The organism is Empedobacter falsenii (assembly GCF_013488205.1).
GTDB classification, from domain to species: domain Bacteria; phylum Bacteroidota; class Bacteroidia; order Flavobacteriales; family Weeksellaceae; genus Empedobacter; species Empedobacter falsenii_C.
Genome location: NZ_CP040908.1, coordinates 769,261 through 792,015, shown reverse-complemented (window position 1 = coordinate 792,015; position 22,755 = coordinate 769,261). Strand labels below are relative to the sequence as shown.

Sequence of the window (22,755 nt, the reverse complement as noted above, 5' to 3'; positions counted from 1 at the left end):
TTACTATGAAGATAATAGGAGAAAAAAAACCAATTGTAGGTGTTACAGAAATGTATTCAGTAATCGATTCTAATGGAGTTCTGTTTACGAGTAATATGAACAAAGTGACCTATGCATGGTATATTTTTAAGAAATACAAAAACGGTGCTTTTGTAAATGTTACAAAGAATAATATTCCAAAAACGGGACAGTCAGTACCTTATTCTTTTGGTTATAATGTAGAGTATCGTTTGGATATCTATAAACTAGAGAAAGAACTTTTAACACAAAAAGATAAAGCAAGTTTTGTTGCAAGTTATTTTGTTAATCCCACGAAGAAGTCAAGTAAAGCTGAGATAAAGAAAGTTGTTCTTTACAACAAAGGAGCTAAAAATGTAGATTTAGCTGGTATTGGTAATTCGTTAACTGTACGTGTAGAATGTATAAATATGGTAAACAAACAAGTGAAAGTACATGTTTGGAATGCTGAAGATAAAAGTGAACCTAATTTCATGAATTCTAAGTTAATTGATATTAATGATAAAGGAATTGGTTTAGCACAGTTTAATGTCATGCAATTATTATCGCCAACAGAGTCTATGAATTTGATGATAGGTAATATAAAAGCAATCGGATTTTTTGTAACGGCAACCTACGAACAACAATCAGTTACCAATAAAACGCCAGTTGTTGTGGTTTCTGAATTTCAATCTATGGCTGATATTTTTGAGAGTGCTAGATCTATGTCTTCTTATAACGATAATGATGCACCTGAAACTTCTAATGATGGTAAATGTCCGAATTGTGAGAAAGATATTACATGGAATGAAATAAAAGAAATATTTGGAGATAGTGATAAAGACTTTAGAATGAATTGTGTTAATTGGATTAATAAATACAAACTAAATTTTGGTATTAATACTTGTGCAAAAAAAGCACATTTTCTTTCTCAGATAGCTGCAGAAACCCATTTTAGAAAGGACGAAATGTGTGAAGGTAAAATCAAATATATACCAAAAAATATTAGAAGCGGAATTTTTGGAGAGCGAGGGAAAATATTAGACAAAAGAGGTCAAATTGAAGAATTTTGTGATGAAAGACCTGATCAAAAGAAACTTTTCAACTTTTTATATGCTGCAGAAAATGGATTTGGAAATGGAAATGGAAATGAAGCAAGTGGAGATGGATTTAATTTTCGTGGAAAAGGATTAATTCAATTAACAGGTAAAGGAAATTATAAATCAGCTATGGGACTTATTAAAGAATATGTACCTAGTAATATTTATCAAGACTTGATTTCTTCTGAAAGTAGAAAAAAACATTTTAATGAATTTAAGTTCAATGAAGGAAGAAAAGAGAAAACTTTAAAAAATGTTGATTTATTTGATTTCATTACCTATTATGATATGCCAATAGAACCAAAATATGCAGTATTAAGTGCATTAGCAGATTGGAAAGGAAAAGGATTAAGTGACTCTGTTCTAGTGGTGAATGATGTTTCAAAAGTTGAAAAGATTAGAAAAAAAATCAATTTAGCCGGATTAAATACTAATGTAGCTAAGGAATATTTCAAAAAAGGTGTTATAGCATTAAGTGTAGATGAATGTAAAACATTAATCAAAGAAAATACAGAAATAGGAGAAGTGAATATTTACAAAATAGAGATTGAAAAATTCCTGTATTCTAAAATAAAAGAAAATAATGAAAGTAAAAAATATCAGTATCAAATTTACGAAAATAATAAATTGATAAAAACTTATACTTTACAAAAAAATCAACATGGTCTAATACCTTTTCCTGAATCAGGACCCAATTGGGGCAGATTTGGTACTAGAGATAAAGGTGGGGACAATTGGATTAATGAAAAAGTGTGTGCTGCTTTATTAGGATTCTTTTATTCTTTACCTAAAAATGGATATTCAAAATCTTTGTATTTTAATGATATTTCTGCAGATGATGGTAGAAATATAGGACACTCTGGTCATAATCTGAATGGGAATGATGTAGATATTAGATATCCAGGAAGTACAAATGGTGGACGAACTTATTGGTATGATGCAATGAAAAACTATGTAAATGAGAATGCATTTATAGCTGATTTAGAAAATATAATTGCAGTAGGAGTGAAATGGAATTTTATTAAGAATTACGCATATAAAAAGGAAATTAAAAACACAACAGGGAAAGCATTAAGTGTACATCAAGACCATTTCCATTTAGGTTTAAGATAAAATAGAAAAAAATGAAAAAAATAATATTTATATTTTTAGTAAGCTCAATATTTATGAGTTGCAAAAAAAAAGAAATAATTAAAGCTGAAATTACAAAAAATGATACAATAGACATGTTTAATATAGAATTAATTAAAAAGCACCTAAAGCTTCAAGAAAAAATAGAACTTCCTGAAGATGATATGGACATATATCATGTGTATAAATTAACTGATATTGATTTAGACTTAGGTGGACAAGTAACACGAAAAGGGTTGATTAATAATGGTTATAAAATTCCATCACAAGATGAATTTCAAAAAAAAATTAATGCAATATTTCATATAAGTATTAATGAAAAAGACAATGAAAACACTATACCACATGATAATTTTATAACCTATTTAATACCTTCTACAACATCTGAAGATAAAACGCTACGACAGACTGAATATGATTATACTTATAATCATTTATTCTTCTTTTATAATTATGGTTTTATAACTGAGCTCCCTCTTTTAGGAGATATTATTAAAATTAATAATGATAATTCTTACCAGATAGATTTACCACATAATATAATTGCTCGAAATAAATATTTATTTAATGATAGTAAGGGAGACTTAGCTTGGTTGCTTTTCAATGATAAAGAATTTTTAAAAACTCTACTTGTTACGTTTAATTATGATAAGGAACCAAAAATAACAAAAATGGTTTTAGAAAATTATGATTACGATGATGTTAAATTATTTCATGATCTGATATTTGATAAAATTAAAAATAAGTATAGAATACGCGAAAACATTTTAAAAGACATAGAAGAAATTATTTATAATGGTAAAACAAATGAACTATTGTCTCCTGCGAAAGAAGGTAATGGCTATGATTCACTTTCAGAAATTATTGAAAAAATTTATAACAATCCAGATAGTTACATTGATAGTAATAAAATTATTGCTCTTTTAATGGAGAAATCATTAGATGTTGGAAATTTAGGAATTTCCCAAGAATTTTTACGAAACCATGATGAGTATAAAAGAGAATTAGAGAAAAACAACTATTATAATTACGAAAGATTAAAAATATTTTGTGAAAATTTAAGTGCTTTTTAATATGAGTCTTTCTTAATTAAGAAGAATAAATAAAAAGAGAAACTCAAATTAAGATAAATATCAATTGTATTAAGAAGGAACAAATGAATTCAGTGATGTAACAAATGGAGGAACTTCTGGTCTTGTAAATAGAAGAGAATCAGAAATTGAAATATTTAAAAATAATAATTATAAAAATCATAAATAAAATGAGAAGTGCATTTATATATATAAGTTATAGTTTCATTTTTTTCATGCAAAAAAGGTATAGTAAAAGGAAATGAAAATAAAGAAAATGATTCCATTATCAATTCAAATGGTTCAGCTAAACCAATAATAAATAAAGAAGGATATATTCAAAATTGAGAATTAGTTGATGTAACAAGGTTTTTTGATAATCCTATAATAGAAAAAGATGTGGATGATTTTAAGAAAAATATTATTTATTTTGATGAACAAGAGTTTGTTATGAATAATATAAAAACTAGATATTCATTCAATAAACTAAATGTAGTAAAAATTCTTGGTAAAGGAAGTTTCAAAATTTATATAAAAGATAGATTCAAATTAGAACTCCCTAATGATGTATTTTACATAAATATAGGTTATGAAGGAGCAACAGAATAACCTTTTAAGATTTTTTCTTAGATGGTAGTAGCGGAATAGTAATTAATGATTATATGTTTCTATTATCTCATGATGATTATCTACTGACATACAAAGCCAAAGATTTAGAAAATTTAGAAAAAATATATTCTAAATTACCATTAGTGCCTTGATGTAAATTCTCAAAACATCAAAATAGATGAATCAAATGAAAGTAACATTGTTGATTCACTTAAATTATCATTATCTAGTGATTATTATTTAGTAATTAATGAATATCAAAAAGATAGTCAAAGAATTAATTTTTTTGAATCAGTAATTAATGAATTACAACAAAAAAAAATGTATGTACAAATTCTTTATGATAAAAAAAATATTATCATAAATCTTGAAATTGGTGAAAATGCAAATTTATACGAAGATTATTATTTATCTAAAAAGTACCTATTATAATTGAAAAAATAATACATATTACAATAGAGAAGGTAAATTCTATAAGAAAAACTGAATATAAAAAAGGTTGCTTATTACAATTATAAAAAGTCCAATAAACATATTGTCTATCGGACTTTTTAGTGGAAGTTAGTTAGGGGAGTGTATTTGAATTGTTTTAATGTCCGTGATCTCCGGAATTACTTAATTTAGCATTAACGAAAAAGGCTCCTTTTACAACAATCTGTGTAGTTGGATCAATTTCATTTACGGTTGTAATAGCTGTGTAACCCATATCTGAAGAACCTTTTACAACTTCGATTTTTTCAAAGTTCATCAATTTTTCATTTTTATGTTCTTTGTTCTTTTCGTTCGGATCTTTACTTTCTTCGTCTGTATGCTCTTCTACTTTTTTGTTTGTTTTGACAAAGATGTAAAATTTACCATCCGCTTCTACAATTGCTTCATTGGGAACAGCAGGTGTAGAGGAATTACTTAAGCTTACGGCTCCTGTAATATTCATTCCATTTATCAATCCAGATTTATTTCCTCGTACTTTGCTATGTACTGCAATGGTTTTACTTTCATTTTCGAAAGAAGAACCAATACTGTACACGACTGCTTCGTAACTGTTTCCTGGATTGTTTGTTAATTCAAATTGAATGACTTGACCAACTTTCATCTTAGGTAAATCTTTCTCGAAAACTTGCAAATCTAAGTGAATAGAACTATTATCAATGATTTCAGCGACGGGAGATGAGACATCTACATAACTTCCTATTTGCGCAATAATTTTACTTACTGTTCCACTAATTGGTGCTGTAATTACCATTCCATTTCTCAAATTTGCATTGGTTACTTTAGAAGGATTAATTCCCATCATTTGAAGTTGACGAGATAAAGATGCTTTTTGAGAACGTAATGTTTTCAATTCGGCAGAAGAGTTCTGAAGATTCTTTTTTGCACCAGCATCGTTATCAAACAATTCTTTTTGTCGTCTAAATTCTTGCTCTGCATAGGTAATTCGACTCAAAACAGTTAAGTATTGCTCTTGTGTAATAATAAATTCTGGGTTTGAAATTGTCGCAATTACTTGTCCTTTTTTGACATACGAACCTTCCTGAATTGGCAATGTTTGTATTACTCCACCAAACATAGATGCAACACTTGCCATATTGCTATTCGGAACATTCAAAAGTCCATTTGCTTTAATCATAGCCGTTAGCTCCTTTACTTCAATAGTTCCCAGTTTTACACCAACAGCCTTCATTTGTTCTTCTGTTAGCGTAGCAACTGTTTGTGGCGCTTCTTCGTGCTCAGCTTTTTTTTCCTCGATTGGTTGTTCCGTTTTTGTTTCTTTGGTACAACTACTTAGAAATAATATGGCTAACACGCTATAGATAATGATCTTTATTTTTTTCATTTTATTGATTGATGATAGAATTAATATTGACAACAGTTTGATTGACTTGTTGTATCGATTCAAGATATTTTAATTGAATATCCGTTGCGGTTTGTAAGGCAAAAAGATATTCGACATACGAAATTTCACCAGTTTTATAACCCAATTGAGCTGCTTTTACAATTTTTTCTGCATTTGGAATGGCTTGGTTTACATAATACTCATATTGTTCCCAATCTTGTTGATATTGATTAATTGAATTATCAAGTTGAATCGTTAACTGTTGTTTTTGAAAATTGGCTGTTTCTTGAATGGCTTGTTTATCATATTCCAAAGCTTTGATTTTTGCCTTTGTAGCACCAAACGTTAATGGAATTGCAACACCAAGGTTTACAGAAGTAAAACGATCAAGGCCATTGTAATACCTTTGTACTCCATTTTTTTCGTGCATTCCAATCATCGATAAACTGTTTACACCAAGTGAAAATTCTGGTAAACCTTCGGCTTTTACGACTTCTTTGTTTCGTTCTGTAATTTCCATCTGTTGGTAAAAAGCTTTGAGAGTAGGATTATTATCAATTGTAGAACCGTCTAAAATTCCACTCAATTTTAATGGAATATAATTTGTCTCTTTGGTAATTGTAAAATTCTCTTCGGTATTCAATAATACGTTTAGATTTTTGTACGCATTTGCTAAATACACTTTGTTTTGTTTCAGCAACAAATTGATTTCTCCTTGTTGTGTTTCTGCTGTATTAATTTCGATTTTCTTAATATCACCTGCATTAAATCGAACCGAAGCAATTCGAATAAATTCTAAATAAAGTTTATTTAATTGTTCGAGTTGATCATGGTTATATTCTAAATATTCGATCTGATAGAAATAGGTTCTCACTTGTTTCAACAATTCGTTTGTTGTCACTTCCTTTTGTATCTTCTTGTTATTCACTTCTGATTCTAACACTGCCTTTCGGTGTTTAAAAATCGTTGGAAATGGAATACTTTGAGAAATAGATAAACCATAATCAAATTTTGGACTCGCATATTGCCCAAGTTGTGCTTCCACATTTAATTTTGGTAATTCATTTGCGGTTCCTTTTAAAGCTTCACTTGATGAAATACTTCGTTCATTTGCTTTGATTAATGGATTATTTTCAATTGCAATTTGTTGAGCTTCTTGAATATTAATTGAACGAGTTTGCGCTTGAATAGATTGTCCCATCAAAAACATTCCGATGACAAGGAATGGAAGTGAATTTTTTGAATTCAATTTTATTTTCGGAAGTTTTGAATTAAATATTAAATATAACATTGGTAATACAAATAAGGTTAAAAAAGTAGCTGTGATTAATCCTCCAATGACAACTGTTGCTAAAGGTTTTTGAACCTCGGCACCTGCGCCTGTGGAAATTGCCATCGGTAAAAATCCTAACGATGCAACTGTTGCTGTCATTAATACTGGTCGTAATCGGATATTGGTTCCTTCCATTATTCGTTTTAGAATATTTTTTTCTCCTTCTTTTTCTAATTGATTGAATGTTCCAATTAAAACAATCCCGTTTAAAACAGCTACTCCGAACAAAGCAATAAAACCAATTCCGGCACTAATACTAAATGGCATATCGCGAATAATTAATGCAAAAATACCTCCGATTGCACTCATTGGAATTGCTGTGAAAATTAATGCTGCTTGTTTGAATGAATGAAATGTGAAATACAATAACATAAAAATTAATAATAAGGAGATTGGTACAGCAATCATCAAACGTTGACTAGCTGCTTGCAGATTTTCGAACTGCCCTCCATAGGTGAAATAATAGCCAGAAGGTAATTTGATTTCATTGTCTAATTTTGTCTGAATATCTTTTACAACCGATTGTACATCGCGATCTTTTACGTTGAAACCAATTACAATTCTTCGTTTTCCTTCTTCGCGACTAATTTGTGAAGCGCCTAATTTATAACTCACATTTGCCACCTGAGAGATCGGAATTTGATTACCAGAACTTGTAGGAATCATTAAATTGTTAATGTCATCAATGCTTTTTCGATGCGCACTATCCAATCGAACAACCAAATCAAAGCGTCGTTCATTCTCGAAAACTTGTCCAGCTGTTTTTCCAGCAAATGCTGTACTCAACATATCATTTACATCTTGAATGTTTAATCCATAATTTGCCATTCGAATTCGGTCATATTCAACATTAATCTGAGGCAAACCACTTACGCGTTCTACTTGTGGTGCTGTAACACCTTCAACAGATTGAATTGCTTTTGAGGTTTTATCTGCATAATAAGAGAGCGAATCTAAATTTTCGCCAAAAATTTTGACAGCTACATCTTGTCGAACTCCTGTCATCAATTCATTAAAACGCATTTGAATTGGTTGATTTTTTTCAAAGAAAACACCAGGAATAACCTCTAGTTTTTCCATCATTTCATCACCTAATTCTTCATAAGAAATGTTACGTTTCCATTCGTCCTTTGGTTTTAGAACCACAATCATATCTGTTGCTTCAGGAGGCATAGGATCTGTAGGAACCTCAGCGGAACCTGTTTTACCAACGACCATTTTTACTTCATCAAATTCTTTTAAAATTCGAGAAGCTTGCATGGATGTTTCTAAACTTTGGGTTAAGGAACTTCCTTGTGGTAAAATACAGTGAAAAGCAAAATCACCTTCTTGTAATTGTGGAATAAATTCGCCACCCATATTTCTGAATTGAATAATTGATACTGCAAAAATTGCAACAGTAATACCAACTAACCAATATTTGATTCGGATTGCTTTTTCTAATAATGGTTCATAAACTTTATGGATTTTCACCATCATTTTATCTGAAAAAGAAGCTTTGAGAGTAGGCTTTTTTGATAAAAATAAAGCACTCATCATTGGGATGTACGTTAACGAAAGAATCAATGCGCCTAGAATTGCAAAGCCAACTGTTTTAGCCATTGGTGTAAACATTTTTCCTTCTACACCAACCAAAGTAAGAATAGGAATGTAGACAATAAGTATGATGATTTCCCCGAATGCGGCTGAATTTCTAATTTTTGAAGCTGAAAGAAAAACCTCTTCATCCATTTCTTTTTGGGTTAATCGATGCGTTGATTTTCTAAGTCCAAGATGATGTAAAGTCGCTTCTACAATAATAACGGCTCCATCGACTATCAATCCAAAATCAATAGCTCCTAAACTCATTAAATTCGCACTCACACCAAAAACATTCATCATTCCTAATGCAAATAATAAGGATAGAGGAATGGCAGATGCAACGATTAAACCAGCTCTTAGATTACCAAGAAAAATAACCAATACAAAAATGACAATTAATGCACCTTCGATCAGATTTTTTTCTACTGTTTTAATTGCACGATTTACTAAATTCGTTCGATCAAGGAAAGGCTCGATGACGATATCATCTGGTAACGATTTTTGAATTGTTGGTATTTTTTCTTTAATTAGATTAACTACTTCATTAGAATTCGCACCTTTTAACATCATCACAACACCACCAACAGCATCTACTTCACCATTGTAAGTCATTGCTCCGTATCGTATGGCATGTCCTAGTCTTACATCAGCTACATCTTTTATAAAAATAGGAACAGTTCCCGTCGCATTTTTTATAGGAATTAATTTTACATCATCTAAAGAAGTTACCATTCCAATTCCTCGAATAAAGTAAGCATTTGGCTTCTTATCGATGTAAGCTCCTCCAGTATTTTGATTATTTTTTTCTAAGGCATCAAAAATATCCGATACACTAATTCCCATTGCGCGCAATCTATTCGGATCTAAAGCAACTTCGTATTCCTTCAATTCTCCACCAAAACTATTGATCTCAGCAACACCAGGCGTTCCGTTTAATTGTCTACGAACAATCCAATCTTGCATTTCGCGCAGTTGTTTTGAATTGTATTTTTTCTCACTTCCTTTTTTAGGATGTAAAATATATTGATAGACTTCTCCAAGACCAGTACTCACAGGTGATAATTCGGGAATACCAACACCTTGCGGAATGTCTTCTTGTGCTTCTTTTAATTTTTCGTTGACTAATTGACGCGCAAAATAAATATCTACATCTTCTTTAAACACTACCGTAATCACAGATAAACCAAAACGAGAAATACTTCTTGTTTCTTCGATATCAGGAATATTCGCAATACTTTGCTCAATTGGAAAAGTGACCAATTGTTCTACTTCTTGACCAGCTAGAGTAGGGCTGACCGTAATAATTTGGACTTGATTGTTGGTAATATCGGGTACCGCATCTATTGGCAATTTTGTTGCGCTCCATACGCCCCAGATAATCCACAATACAGTCATAATTCCAATAACAATTTTGTTTTGGATACTAAATTTTATGATTTTATCTAACACAGATAATTTGATTAATTGTATTAACATTACCCACTTATTATCAAAATAAATGAGCACAGAAAAGTGTTGACTTCAATTTTATATCAATTGAAATCAATGTGTAGACGAAAAAAGAAATCGTCTCGTTAAGCAATATTTATTTTAGGAGGTTGCCAGATATCGGCATACAATTGGTTTTGAATTGTATTCTTTTTGAATTGTATTTTCTTGGAAGTATTTGGTTCAAAAACTTTAGGAGTTTTTAGTAATCGTGTAAATTTCATTGATGAAATTGTAATTTGACAACAATTACAAACGCACAAAGGACTACATTGATCTTTATGATCTGAATTATCTTTCTCACTATGCACCATAGAAACTTGCGTTCTATTAGTATTTGTGTCTTGACATGGCACAAATGATAGAACATTAACATATAATGCAATTATGAGAATTATAAATTTCATTGTTACAAATGTATAAACATTTTTTTGACTATAATAATTTTACGATGTTAAGATATATTGAAGTTAAGATTGAAAATTTCTATGCATTGATATTATGTGAAATGTAGTTTTATCTTGATACAGATATAAACTTAAAAGCTAGAGGATTCTCGAAATCTCTTTACTCATTAAAAATAAACGAATCAATTTTTATAATATAATTAATAACTATTTAATTTACATTCTATATAAAATAAATTGATTGATTGATAAAACAATTTGATTTTTAATTGATAAGACAAATTGCTATATTTATGATATTTACAAAACAAAAGTATTAAACATAAAAAAAAAAGTATTCATGGAGAATCAAGGAGGTGATATTTCAAAATGCCCTTTTCACAATGGTACAATGTCAAAACCAGTTGCAGGAGAAGGAACACAAAATCAACATTGGTGGCCAAATCAATTAAAAGTTGATATTTTACGCCAACATTCAAATAAATCGAACCCAATGGGGGAAGATTTTAATTACGCCGAAGAATTTAAAAAATTAGATTTAGAAGCGGTTAAAGCTGATTTAAAAGCTTTGATGACTGATTCTCAAGATTGGTGGCCAGCAGATTTTGGGCATTATGGCCCATTTTTCATTCGTATGGCATGGCATAGTGCAGGTACATACCGTGTGCAAGATGGTCGTGGTGGAGCAGGTGAAGGACAACAACGTTTTGCGCCGCTTAACTCATGGCCAGACAACGTTTCGTTGGACAAAGCGCGTCGTTTAATTTGGCCTATCAAACAAAAATATGGTAATAAAATTTCATGGGCAGATTTAATTATCTTAACAGGAAATGTAGCCTTAGAGTCGATGGGATTCAAAACGTTAGGTTTTGCTGGTGGTCGTGCTGATGTTTGGGAACCAAATATGGATGTATATTGGGGTTCTGAAAAAATTTGGTTAGAAGAGAGTGGTGGTCCAAATAGCCGTTATTCTGGTGATCGTGATTTAGAGAATCCGTTGGCTGCGGTACAAATGGGATTGATTTATGTGAATCCAGAAGGTCCAGATGGTAATCCAGATCCTTTGGCTTCGGCACGCGATATTCGTGATACGTTTGCGCGTATGGCAATGAATGATGAAGAAACATTGGCGTTGATTGCTGGTGGTCACACTTTCGGAAAAACGCATGGTGCGGCTTCGGCTGATCATGTTGGCCCAGATCCTGAAGCTTCTGATTTGGAAATGCAAGGTTTGGGTTGGAAAAACTCGTACGGAACAGGAAATGCAGGTGACACAATTACATCAGGTATTGAAGTAACTTGGACAAGTAAACCAACAGAATGGTCAAATTTATTTTTAAGTTATTTATTTGGTTTCGAATGGGAATTAACAAAATCTCCTGCAGGTGCTCATCAATGGGTAGCAAAAGATGTAGGCGAAATTATTCCACATGCACATGATTCTTCAAAAAAAATAAGACCAACGATGTTGACTTCTGATATTGCGTTACGTACAGATCCAGCATATGAAAAAATTGGACGTCGTTTCTTAGAACATCCACAAGAATTTGAAGATGCTTTCCGTAAAGCATGGTTCAAGTTGACACACCGTGACATGGGACCACTTTCTCGTTATTTGGGTGCAGATGTGCCGAAAGAAGTCTTTACTTGGCAAGATCCAATTCCAGCTGTTAAGCATGAATTAATTGATGAGGCTGATATCACTGATTTGAAAGCAAAAATTTTAGCTTCAGGATTATCTGTTTCAGAATTGGTTTCTACAGCTTGGGCTTCGGCTTCAACTTTCCGTGGATCGGATAAACGTGGAGGAGCGAATGGTGCGCGTATTCGTTTGGAACCAATGAAAAATTGGGAAGGGAATAATCCAATTCAATTGAATAAAGTCTTAACAGCTTTAGAAAATATTCAACAAGAATTTAATTCAGCTAATTATTCAAAACAAGTTTCGATTGCCGATTTAATTGTCTTAGGAGGAAATGCAGCGATTGAAAAAGCAGCAAAAGATGCTGGAAAAACAATTACAGTTCCGTTTGCAGCAGGTCGTGGAGATGCAACGCAAGAGGAAACAGAAGTTGAATCTGTAGCGTACTTAGAAACAATTGCAGATGGGGTTAAAAACTACCGCAAAAACACAAGAAGATCTGTTTCGACAGAAGAATTGGTGATTGATAAAGCACAATTGTTAACCTTGACTGCACCAGAATTAACAGTTTTAGTTGGTGGAATGCGTGCGATGAATGCGAATTATGATGGTTCGAAACATGGTATTTTCACTGATCGTCCAGGTCAATTGACAAATGATTTCTTTGTGAATTTATTGGATATGGGTACTGTTTGGAAAGCGACAGATGAAACGAAAGAAATCTACATGGGATCTGATCGTAAAACTGGAGCACCAAAATGGACAGGAACTCGTGCGGATTTAGTATTTGGTTCAAATTCTGAATTACGTGCCGTAGCAGAAGTTTATGCTCAAGCCGATGCGCAAGATAAATTTGTACATGATTTTGTTGCCGCTTGGAACAAAGTGATGAATGCAGATCGTTTTGATTTGAAATAAATATATCATTAAATAAAAAAAACGGATTCTAATTTAGAATCCGTTTTTTTTATTTTTGCTTTACGCTTTACGCTTTACGCTTTACGCTTTACGCTTTACGCTTTACGCTTTACGCTTTACGCTTTACGCTTTACGCTTTACGCTTTACGCTTTACGCTTTACGCTTTACGCTTTACGCTTTACGCTTTTACGCTTTACTTAGAATGGATATCCAATCGCGATGTTCAAGATCAAGTTGTCTTTTCGCCATGCTTTGTCTCCAAAATCTATTTTATCAAATGTCCAACGGTCATTCTTTTCGTAATAAGGTACACGAAGTGGAGTTGCTAAATCTAATCTTAAAATTAAGATATTAAAATCAAGACGTAATCCTAAACCAGCTCCAACAGCAATTTCGCTCATAAAATCTTTTGAGAATTTTGCGCCTGGACGTGTTTTATCTTCGTTGATTAACCAAATGTTTCCTGCATCAACAAATAACGCAAGGTTAAGAAAACTGAATAATTTTTGTCTAAATTCTGCATTTAGTTCCAATTTAATATCACCTGATTGATCAAAAAAGAAATTCGAATTTTGGTTACGAGGATCATAACTTCCTGGTCCTAATGTTCGCGCTCTAAATGCACGAATACTGTTACTTCCTCCTACAAAAAATAGTTTTGAATAAGGAACAAATTCAGAGTTTCCATACGGATAGGCTATTCCGCCAATAAATCGTGTGGCGATTGATGATTTTTCAGAAAATTTGTGATAAAAACGGAAATCGTGCTCCATTTTTGCATATTGACTAAAAGGAATTTTGAAAATTTCTTTTTCCTTGTCTTTTTTCGCATTCGCACCTGTTATTAATCCTGTTAAATTTCCAGCCAAATCAACTAAACCTCGGTAATAGAATGTGCTTTTTCGAGGTAACATTGTTGTGGTATACGTATACGAATATTGTGGACCAAAAATTAATTGTTTGTCGACAACGCGTTTCAAACTTGGGTTGATGATATTTCCAATTGAATCGTAGATTTTGCTGTTGTATTCATCTGTCACTTTTTCTGGAAAGACTAAAGTCGCACTAAAAATCTTTAAATTATATTCTTTTTGCGCATTCTCTTTCCAAACGTAACCAAAAGAAGTATTGAAATTATGAAGTGTATATAATCTCGATCTGTTTTGATATTCGTAACCAATCTCAATATTGGTTCTCGGTACAAACGCACTTGACGAATGAAATTTGAAAGGCGCGACAATTCTTGGAATCGAAAGTTGCGTATTAAAACCAGCTCTAAAAATATTATTCGCATCTTTTTGTCCGCCCAATTGCATGTCAAATGCTCCATATAAAGCCATTTTAAGCTGTTCTGCCCCTTTGAAAATATTGCGATGTGTCCAATTGAGATTTAACTCACCACCACCATAATTCGCCGAGTTTGTTCGTCCTAAAACTTCTAATCTCAACGACTGAAATTCGCGTGGTGTTAAGGTATAATACACATCAAATTTATGGTTAACCGAATCAGAAATCACGAAATCATTTTTCACAAATTTGAAAACACCCAAATTAATTAATCGATTCAGGGTTAAATTATGATCTGCTCGGTTGTAAATCTCTCCCGTTTTAAAATATAACACACGGTCAAAAACTTTTGGTTTGAAACTATTTTTTAGATCAACCATGTAAAAACCATTTTGCTCGTATTTTGCTAAGGAATCGTTGTTCATCGGCATTTTATAGATGCCTTTTCGTGCGTCTCGAATGTTATAATCTGGGAAAACAATAACCTTGTCAATGCTATATTGTTTTTTGGCTTGCTCTGGTGTCTTATCTTTTAACTTGACAAATAGTTCGACATCTTGCTTATTCGTAACTGTACTATCCGCTTGCACAATGATGTTATCAGGATGAAAATAATAATAACCATTTTCTTTCAGACGCGCATCTATTCGTTCTCGTTCTGCCTTGATCACATCCAAATCGAAAGGTTGCTTATCTTTCAGTAACGTATTTGCTTGCGTTTTTTTAATTTCTTTGTTGATCGCTAAAGTGGTATCTTTTGGGAAATTAACTTGGTTGATGTAATAACGTTTGCGCGGTTGTAAGACATAATGCACTTCCGCTTTTTTGTTTGTACTTATTGTATCACCCTGTGCTTTGGCATTGAAATAACCTTTGTTTTCAGAATAATTAACTAAAATATCTTTATTGAATTCGATGTCGACATCACCCAATAAAACAGGTTTTTCACCCACTTTATATTTCAACCAATATTTCAATCCTTTTTGCTTTTTAGGTTCGCTCGTGATGTTGTAAATGTACAAACGAGGACGAAGTCCAAAAAAACTTGAATTAGGTTTGGGGATGATATTTTTTTCGAGATTATCTTTTAATTCTGCTTTGTCAGTTTTGCTTAACGAATCGCCTTTTATCGTTAATTTAGAACCTGTGTAAAGCATCTCACCTTCTTTCAAAAAACGTGTATTGCTACAAGAAGAAATACCTAGAGCAGAAAATGAATATGCAATAATTTTAATATACGTTAAGGTTGATTTTTTCATGGTTTCACTTCTTGATTTTGTGTTTTTCTATTTGCTCTGTTCGCTCTATTTTTTCTTCTTTTCTCGAAAATTTCTTTGAATTTATCGTAATCTAATGTGATGATAAATCCAACGCCTGTCTCTACAATTTGTCCTTGTAATGCGACTTGGTATTCATCTTTTCGATAAGCTCTCAACATGTATCGACCATCACGCGATAAACTATAATCGATCGTAATATCACCTGCAATATTGGTCATGTTTTCATTTTCTCGTGCATCACCATCTAAACCAAAATTACTTCCAACCGAAACTTTCATTCGGTCGTTTAACAAACGTTTGCTCACGGCAACATTCAGGTCTGTTCGTGTATTTTTAGATCCCGAAGAATAATCGTCTTCTGTATCTAATCCCAAATCGATATCAATTCCTTGGATTAAATCATCCGCCAAATTATTCAACTGTTGTGACAAAATATTACTTACACTTTGTAGCGCCATTGTTTCTGCAGAAACACTTGTTTTACTTTCGAATGGATTTTCGCCAATAAAACGATTCAGCAACAATAAGGCAAACACTTGCTTGTTCATTTCGGCTTCATCATTTTTCAACTGATCCAATTTCGATTGTGTATTTTCGATCACCGCAGTTGCAATGGAAGGATTGTCTTTATCCATTGAAATATTGAATTTAATATCAGGTTTTAATAATTCACCTTTCAAAATTAACTCGGTATTGAACGGAATTCGTTGTTTATACATATTCATTTCAGAAGAAGAATAGCCCGAAATTTGTTGTTCGATCAAATCAATAGGAGCGGCTTTTGTTTTGTAAATCGCCGTAATGTCTAAATTGGCTGTAGTTGGCTCACCAGTCCATGTAATGCTACTTCCTTTCTGAATATCAAAACGACGTTTTAACAAGCTCACCGAAAGTTCGTACGCACCTTTTTCTACTTGATAAACGCCAACCAACGTCATTTTTCCTGAAGGATCCATTCCGCCTGTTAATTCGGCTTCACCTTGTATTTCTACAAAATCTCCGTTTGCTTTGTCGATGATAATTGATGTCTTGGCTTCTTTGCTAATTTCAATATTGACACTTACATCTAAACCTTTTATTTTAGATTCGGCTTTTAATTCGTCTGTTTTAATCGTTTCTTGAAGCGCCACTTGATCTTGATCAATGAATTCGACAATTCCTTCGCGCTCTTGTAAAGAAGGCGATGATTGTGGCAAAACAAATGTGAAATTCGTGTCATCAGTTACTGTTAAACTTCCGTTTACTTTTGGTAAATCTAAATCTCCTTTTATCGTCAAGTTTGCATTAACCGCTAACTTTCCGTACATGATGGCGTCGTTCGATTTTTCAGAATTTACAACATTGAAATCTCGTGCATTTGCTGTTAAATTGAAGGCAAAATCACGATATGTTTCGGTTAAAATTTCTCCTCTTATTGTTAAAGAATTTTCTTCGTTGTCATTGATTTTGAATTTATTGAACTCAATTCCTTTGTTCGTGAAATCAATTGCATCATCAATTTTTCTGAAATTACTTCCTGTTTCAGCAATCGTTAAACCAACTTGATTAAATTTGACTTGACCTAAAATGCTCGGTTTATCTATTGTTCCAGCGATTTTTAGATTTCCAGAAATATAACCTTCTGTGTCTTTGATTTGATTCATTGTAAATCCTTGCACCGATTTCATTTCTAATCGATTGATATCTAAAGCTAAATCAAACGCACTTTCTTTGGTATTATAATCTCCAAAAATCTTCATGTTGTTGCTGTTTCCATCTAAGGTAATATCAGCGTTAATCATGGTTGGAGAAGTATTTTTTACTTTTGCGATAATATTTCCAATAGGATTTCCGAAAGCTTTTAAATCTGAAACGGTCAAATCAGCATTGAAGGTCATTTCTTTGTTTAAATCTCTAATTTGAGCTGTTCCATTGATTGTTCCTTCGGCAGGTAAATCATCTTTTTTAATGATTTCTGCAATGGTTTCAATTTTGAAATCTTTGATGGTAATATTCAGCGGACTTGTTCCTTTTTCTGATTCAGATTGCAATAAAATTTGACTTCCATTGTTCATCAAACTGAAATTATGCGCGATAATTCCATCTTTTCTCAACTGAATTAAATTTCCTTCCCCAACTTGCCATTGATCGTAATTTAAAACCAATCCATTCGGATTTAAACTAATTTCCGTTATGTCGTTTAGTGTTTTTAGATTTCCAGCCACCAAAAATTGCGTCGCATCTTTCGCATCCTTTGTCGAAACATTATAATTGATGACATTATTTGTAATATCACCATTCAAATCAATTTTTTGCAATTGAAAACTTTCGCTTTTTAATGCATCCACATTCAACGAATACAACAAGGCTTCATTTTGGTTGGATAGTTTTAAAACTCCGTTGTTAATTGTATTCGTTCCGTACGTTAAATTCGGAATTTTTCCATCCACATTGATTTGTTTTGAATCGGCATCATAAGTTGCGTCAAATGTTATGGTTTCGAAATTTTTCAAATCGGGAACAAATCTTCGAATCAACTCATCATCTTTAATTTTTGCATTCAAAGTAAAGAATTGATGAGGTTCTATTTTTTCGTCTTTATTCGGTTTCTGAAATTCATAATATTGGTTAATCGTTGAAGTTAATGAACCAAAAATTTGCGTCAATTTAAATTTTCCTTTCATATCCAAATCAGCCAATTGTGAAGTCAAATTAATTTGATTCGAATCAGCAGTTGAAGTCGCAATCAAGCTCACTTCTTGCATTGGAAAAATATCTTTTGTATTGGATAATGCAAAGTTTTTTAGATATAAAGAACCATTTAAATAATCTGGATTTAAATCAGCAAAATTGGCATCAATTTCTCCTGCAACAATCATTGGTTCGCTGTAAAGACCAAGTTTTTGAACATCTAATTTCACAATATTTCCGTTCAATTTTACATCAGATAAATCTTTTTTGTACACGCCAGAAGCTGTCAAATTAAGATTAGCGTTTGGATCTTTTGAGAAAACATGCGCATCAAACGCTCCATGATTCACTTTTGCATCGAGTGCAATATTTTGATAAGTATATTTATTGTAATAAGCTGATGAAACGGTTCCCGAAAGTTTTGTAACCATTTTTTCAGGATTGAAACTTGTTCCAATAGCGTTAATTTTTCCAGTTATTTTACCTAAATCCTTGTTGCTAATAAGTGTTCCAACATCCAAATTTTGTAGATCTGCTTTGACATTATATTTCTCAGCATCCTTTTTTTGCATGTCCACAATCGCATCAATTTTCGCATTTCCTAACGTAGAATTTATTGCCAATTGCGTATTGATGATTTCGGTTGTTCCTTTCGCTTTTCCTTTGACAGAAAGCTTTGAAGGAATTCTAATGTTATTTGGAATAGTATTTTTCGGAACTAAATTATAAATCGTTTTTGATGATGTCGAAAAGTTTTTGATGTTTAAATCATAAAATAAATTCTTCGGATTCATCGCATTTTTCACTCTTCCAGAAGCCGAAAGTTGCAAATCATCTAAACCAGAAACTTGTAAATTATTAATCAATAAATCGTTTACTTTTCCTTTTACATTGGTGTTAACACTTAGAATGGCGTTTGGATATTTATCGAAAGGCATTGTATTTCTAAGCGTTGGTGCAAGATTTAGAATATCTGCAAAACCAATTTTTGAGTTTTTGATATTCGCATTGACTAGAACATTTTCTGGATGAGAAGTTAACTCATTAATTGTATTGTAGTGCAAAATAACTTCGTCACGAAGAATAGTTCTTGGTGTTTGTAAATAAAGGTTTTTCAGATACGCTTGTGTATCTGCGTACAAGAAATTTGTTGTCAATTTCTGAATATTCAATCCTCTTGATTCCTTTATTTCAGCATTTTTTACTTGTCCAGCAAATGTGTTATTTTTCATTTCGAAATCGCGCAAATCAAGATTTAATTTAGAAAAATCCAAATGATTAAAATCCATTCCTTGAGCCGTTCGACGTTCTGCAGTATTGTTGTATTTTACTTTTACATTTTCTAATTTCGTTTCGTTCAAAACCAAATTCATTGGGGTTGAAGAAGTAGATGAAGTGGAAGTAGAATTGTTCGAAGAAAGGAATAAATTCGCTTCGATATCAGCGTCTTTCAACAAAATATTTTCGATGTCGAAAATTGAATTTTCAAGATCAAGTTTATTGATTTTCGTTTCGAATTCGTTTAAGTTAATTTTGGCAAAAGTCTTAGAGTTTTCATCACCATAATTGACTTTTATATCATTCAAATTAATTTTGTTTAATGCAATTTGAAGAGGGTTTTGCTTAGATTTTGGATCAATTTTATCAACATTATTTTCTTTGATTTTATTAACCATTTTTTGATCAAAATCAACCAACAAACCATTCACTAAAATATCATCAACCGCATAAGAATTTTGTTGTAAATCAAGTTTTTTAACACGCGTTTTGAAATCTTTGAATTTGACTTTAGCAAACATTCCAGAAATATCATCACCATAATCTACTTCAAAATTGGTTAAATTAATTCCGTTCAATTCAATTTTCATTGGCTTTTGATCATTCAAAGAATCTACTTTTTCTTCTACTTTTTTCGCAACTTCTTTTACAATATCTTGTTTCAATTTTAGTTTTAAACCATCCAAATTGAAATCGCCAATTCCATACGAATTTTGCTCTAAATCGAATTTTTTGACACGCGTATCAAATGAATTTAGATAAACTTTGATGTTATTTGCCGCTTGCTGATCATTGAAGGAAACATTAATATCATTCAGTTTTATTTTATCTAACGAAATGATAAATGGCTTTGAAGGACTTTCGTCTTTTTCGTCTGTTGCAAAAGCATTGATAATATAATTGAAATTGAATTTTCCATCTGGTTTACGAATAACATTCGCGTGAACACCATTTAAATCAATAGATTTTATATCGGCTTTACTTTTGGTCAATTGCCAAATATCTAAACCAACGTCAAATTTTTTGACCGATAAAAGTGTGTCGACATCTTGTCCTTGTAAAAAAAGATTTTCCATGACCAAACTGTTTGGAAAATCGATATAAATACGATCTAATTGAACTTTTGTATGTATTTTATTTTCGAGGTAATTAACTAATTTATTTTTTACAAAATTTTGTACAGCAGGAAACTGTAAACTAAAAATTGCAATGGTCAGCAATAAAATTATTGATAAAAGCGTAAGAGAGAAATATTTGAGTATTTTTTTTGTATTGAATTCCAATTGGTTAGATTTTATTCGTTTTAGTTGGATTCAAGATACAAATTTCCTACAAGGATAATACCAGAAATGTACTTTTTCATACATCGTTTTACCATTTTTGGAAACAATCACAACTCCATTAAAAGGAAATGAATGTTTTGAACGGATAATTTTTTCGAAGTCATGTTTTAATTTCGCGTTTTTTTGCGCAAAAATTGGTTGACAAATAAGGCAAATTAATCCTAAAGTCAAGATTTTTAGAAGAGTTTTCATTTTTGTGTTTTGGCTAATGTAAAAGTAAAATATTATCTGTTTTGAAATTGATAATATTTTAAAATTCTCTTAAAACTTTTTAATTTTCATTGGTAAAACCAATATTCTTTTATTAAATTTGAGTCAAACAATTGAAGCTATGAGAAGAATTTTTTTTGAAAAAGATAGCCACAAAGACTACTTATTTGTTATAATTGATCACGAAAGAGAATTGGATCAAATTTATAAAGTGGATAATTTTACTGACGAAACTGGACGCGAATATGTGTACACCTTGATTGGAGAACGCAAAAAACTGAATGCAGATTTGTTAAAGCCGCATGTTGTTGCGCTAGAGAATGGAAGTTATACAAATTACAATGGAGAGGGAATTGTAACAGATTGTCACGCTTGTTTAGAAAGTATTGTGGATAATAGAGGATTGAATCGAGAACAGGAAATATTTGTTTATGTTCGAAATAAATAGAAATTAGAAAAGGCTTTGAAATTTTACTCAAAGCCTTTTTTTATGAGATTTCAACTTGATTGAAAATTAATTTTTGAACAACTTCATCCAAATGTTCTTTGTGTTTTGCTACATAATCATTGGCAACATCCAATAACGTTTTAATATTACTGTTGGAAACATTTCCTAAATCCAATGCAGATTCTGGAATTTCAGGATTAAATCGATAATAATTTTGTTGGTATTTTGGCTTCAATAAAGCGAACATACTTCTCATTTCCTGATCGACCATATCAACGCCAGTTGAAATAAAAATGTCTACCAAAGGATCTACCCATTTAGATTTTGAAATTCCTGTTAAATGTTCGTGTTTATAAGATTTTGCACGCGAACCATTTCCGAGAGAAATGATAATAAATTCTTGTAAAGGTGCTGTTCCATTATACTTTAATTCATCTTTGAAGTATTTATTGAAATTTATTTTTTGCGTTTCGATAAAACCAACAAAAGTCGGATTGTTTGCAAAAACACCACCATCAATACAGCTAAATTCTTGATCAGCGAATGATTTTATTTTCGCAGGTTCAAAATAAGTTGGCGCAGCTGATGAAGCACGACAAATATCTTTTACATAAAAATTTCGGAAAGGAGAAATTCCATCAATTGAATTGAAAATTTTTGGTTTTTGATGCTCAGTATCATAAGAAACTATTGCGCAAGGACGAATCATATCTTTTAACTCTGCCTCTCCAAAAACGATTTTTAATTGCTCTTCCAATACAAGCGTTGGTAAATTATCTTTCAGCACACTCAACGGATTATTGAGAATTGTCCAGAATGTTTTTGAGAAAATATTTTTCCCTTCGCCTAAATAAATATTCAAAGCATCTGTAATCGAGTGTTTTGCTCTTTTTGGATTTTCGGTAGAAGGAGATAATAACAAAGAAGCGATTAAAGCACCAGTACTTGTACCTGCAATAAAATCGACATAATCGCCTATTTTAGCATTTTCGTCATGAATTTCCTTTAATTTATCTTCGATGTATTTTAAAATGACACACGATATAATTCCTCTAATTCCTCCGCCATCCAAAGAAAGTAAGATAATTTTTTTCTCTTTAAATTCCATTTTTGATGTTCTATTGTTTA

Annotated in this window: 12 protein-coding genes; 5 read left to right on the top strand and 7 right to left on the bottom strand. The window is 31.7% G+C overall.

Annotated elements, in window-relative coordinates; genetic code table 11:
* Positions 1-5 precede the first annotated feature (5 nt).
* The 3 genes from FH779_RS03730 (at position 6) to FH779_RS03720 (ending at position 3,907) form a co-directional block, all read left to right on the top strand.
* The gene (locus FH779_RS03730) at positions 6-2,210 is read left to right on the top strand and encodes a hypothetical protein (protein WP_180906107.1); all 2,205 of its coding nucleotides are present in this window, start codon (positions 6-8) and stop codon (positions 2,208-2,210) included.
* An 11-nt stretch (positions 2,211-2,221) separates the two neighbouring features.
* Entirely contained in the window at positions 2,222-3,301 is a 1,080-nt protein-coding gene (locus FH779_RS03725; protein ID WP_180906106.1) for a hypothetical protein, read from the top strand.
* Positions 3,302-3,697: 396 nt separating this feature from the next.
* Positions 3,698-3,907: a hypothetical protein gene (locus tag FH779_RS03720; RefSeq protein ID WP_180906105.1), complete on the top strand. Its 210-nt coding sequence runs from the start codon at positions 3,698-3,700 to the stop codon at positions 3,905-3,907.
* A gap of 589 nt (positions 3,908-4,496) precedes the next feature.
* Here the strand turns inward: FH779_RS03720 and FH779_RS03715 are convergent.
* The 3 genes from FH779_RS03715 to FH779_RS17695 form a co-directional block, all read right to left on the bottom strand.
* Entirely contained in the window at positions 4,497-5,741 is a 1,245-nt protein-coding gene (locus tag FH779_RS03715; protein ID WP_180906104.1) for an efflux RND transporter periplasmic adaptor subunit, read from the bottom strand.
* A gap of 1 nt (position 5,742) precedes the next feature.
* On the bottom strand, positions 5,743-10,104 hold the full coding sequence (locus tag FH779_RS03710; protein WP_180906786.1) for a CusA/CzcA family heavy metal efflux RND transporter: 4,362 nt from the start codon (positions 10,102-10,104) through the stop codon (positions 5,743-5,745).
* A 125-nt stretch (positions 10,105-10,229) separates the two neighbouring features.
* Positions 10,230-10,550: a DUF6660 family protein gene (locus FH779_RS17695; RefSeq protein WP_280061562.1), complete on the bottom strand. Its 321-nt coding sequence runs from the start codon at positions 10,548-10,550 to the stop codon at positions 10,230-10,232.
* A gap of 340 nt (positions 10,551-10,890) precedes the next feature.
* On the opposite strand from FH779_RS17695, the gene katG reads away from it, so the two are divergent.
* Positions 10,891-13,110: a catalase/peroxidase HPI gene (katG, locus tag FH779_RS03705; RefSeq protein WP_180906103.1), complete on the top strand. Its 2,220-nt coding sequence runs from the start codon at positions 10,891-10,893 to the stop codon at positions 13,108-13,110.
* Positions 13,111-13,308: 198 nt separating this feature from the next.
* Here the strand turns inward: katG and tamL are convergent, their stop codons facing one another.
* The 3 genes from tamL to FH779_RS03690 are packed head-to-tail and all read right to left on the bottom strand — an operon-like array spanning position 13,309 to position 21,161.
* A complete protein-coding gene (tamL, locus tag FH779_RS03700; protein ID WP_180906102.1) occupies positions 13,309-15,657 on the bottom strand; it encodes a translocation and assembly module lipoprotein TamL in 2,349 nt (782 codons plus the stop codon).
* Positions 15,654-20,888: a translocation/assembly module TamB domain-containing protein gene (locus FH779_RS03695; RefSeq protein ID WP_449505735.1), complete on the bottom strand. Its 5,235-nt coding sequence runs from the start codon at positions 20,886-20,888 to the stop codon at positions 15,654-15,656. The genes tamL and FH779_RS03695 overlap by 4 nt, the downstream gene beginning before the upstream one ends.
* Before the next feature lie 51 nt (positions 20,889-20,939).
* Positions 20,940-21,161, bottom strand: coding sequence for a hypothetical protein (locus tag FH779_RS03690; protein WP_038336897.1), 222 nt, complete (start codon positions 21,159-21,161; stop codon positions 20,940-20,942).
* A gap of 139 nt (positions 21,162-21,300) precedes the next feature.
* Here FH779_RS03690 and FH779_RS03685 point away from each other — a divergent pair, with 139 nt between their 5' ends.
* On the top strand, positions 21,301-21,627 hold the full coding sequence (locus FH779_RS03685) for a hypothetical protein (RefSeq protein WP_125349744.1): 327 nt from the start codon (positions 21,301-21,303) through the stop codon (positions 21,625-21,627).
* Positions 21,628-21,667: 40 nt separating this feature from the next.
* Here the strand turns inward: FH779_RS03685 and FH779_RS03680 are convergent, their stop codons facing one another.
* Positions 21,668-22,735 (bottom strand): patatin-like phospholipase family protein, encoded by a 1,068-nt coding sequence (locus FH779_RS03680; protein ID WP_180906101.1) that lies wholly within the window; start codon positions 22,733-22,735, stop codon positions 21,668-21,670.
* Positions 22,736-22,755: the final 20 nt, after the last annotated feature.